Origin of the sequence: Pseudomonas endophytica (assembly GCF_001411475.1) — a bacterium.
Classification (GTDB): domain Bacteria; phylum Pseudomonadota; class Gammaproteobacteria; order Pseudomonadales; family Pseudomonadaceae; genus Aquipseudomonas; species Aquipseudomonas endophytica.
On record NZ_LLWH01000143.1, the window covers coordinates 1 to 1,220 of the forward strand.

Sequence of the window (1,220 nt, forward strand, 5' to 3'; positions counted from 1 at the left end):
ATGGCGTTGAGCTTAAATTGCTCTGTGTACTTGCTCATGTTGAAACCCCAAAAAGTTGGATATGTGTCCAACTTTTTGGGGGCAGTCCAGAAATGTGGGAGCAACTCAATGAACTGGATGAAGTGGAGTTCCGACTGGCGTTTCGCATCGCCTTGGCGGGCCCGCTGGAGTTACCTGCCCAACCACAAGCCATGGCTTACGAGTACCTAGCCGATGTGTCGCAAATGGCCATTGATGGGGTTCGGCATCGTGTGCTGGCGAATGAGCGCTCAACCAGTAGTTTGCGCGACTCTATTTGCGAGAGGGAGTTTTGGATTGGCTTCTTGAAAGAAAAGTATGCGCATCAGTTCGAAGCCATCCTGGAAAGGTATATGGAGCGTACTCACGCTGTTGAAGCCCAGTCGCCTTCGTCCTCTGATGAAGCGTATAAACAAGCGCTGGAGATGATCGGTGCAGATTACAAAGCTGCCACTAAAGCGTGGATCAGGCGATTGACCGATTGGGAAATAACCGTGCATCAGTTTTAACCTGAGCCCCGCGCTGGCGCCTGCCAGCGTGGGGCTGTCGATTAAAACAGGAAGTAGCGTTGTGCCATTGGCAGCACATCGGCCGGTTCGCACCACAGCAGCACGCCGTCCGCTTTGACTTGATAGGTCTGTGGATCGACTTCGATGTGGGGCAGGTAGCCGTTGTGGATCAGGTCGGTTTTTTGTACATCGCGACCGCCTTTAACCACGGCAATCTGTTTTTTCAGCCCCAACTGCTCGGGCACGCCCGCGTCGGCCGCCGCCTGACTGATAAAGGTCAGGCTGGTGGTATGCCGCGAGCCGCCGTAGCTGGCAAACATCGGCCGGTAGTGAACCGGTTGCGGGGTCGGGATTGAAGCGTTCGCGTCGCCCATCAAGCTGGAAGCAATCGCCCCACCCTTGATAATCAACGTCGGTTTTACCCCGAAAAACGCCGGGCGCCACAGCACCAGATCGGCCCATTTTCCCACTTCAATCGACCCCACTTCATGGCTGATGCCGTGGGTGATAGCCGGGTTGATGGTGTATTTGGCGAGGTAGCGCTTGGCGCGGAAGTTATCGTTTCCGGGGCTGTCTTCAGGTAGCGGGCCGCGTTGTTTCTTCATCTTGTCTGCGGTTTGCCAGGTGCGGGTGATGACTTCTCCCACACGGCCCATGGCCTGGCTGTCGGACCTGCTCATCGAGAACGCGCCC

General features: G+C 56.0%; 2 protein-coding genes. One reads left to right on the forward strand and one right to left on the reverse strand.

Annotated elements, in window-relative coordinates; translation table 11 throughout:
* On the forward strand, window positions 1-527 hold a 527-nt coding region (locus tag AQS70_RS10045; RefSeq protein WP_206542130.1), incomplete at its 5' end, for an NEL-type E3 ubiquitin ligase domain-containing protein.
* Between the two features lie 41 nt (window positions 528-568).
* On the opposite strand, the gene AQS70_RS10050 is transcribed toward AQS70_RS10045, so the two are convergent.
* Window positions 569-1,220: amidohydrolase family protein (locus tag AQS70_RS10050; RefSeq protein WP_156355119.1), on the reverse strand; the 652-nt coding region annotated here is incomplete at its 5' end.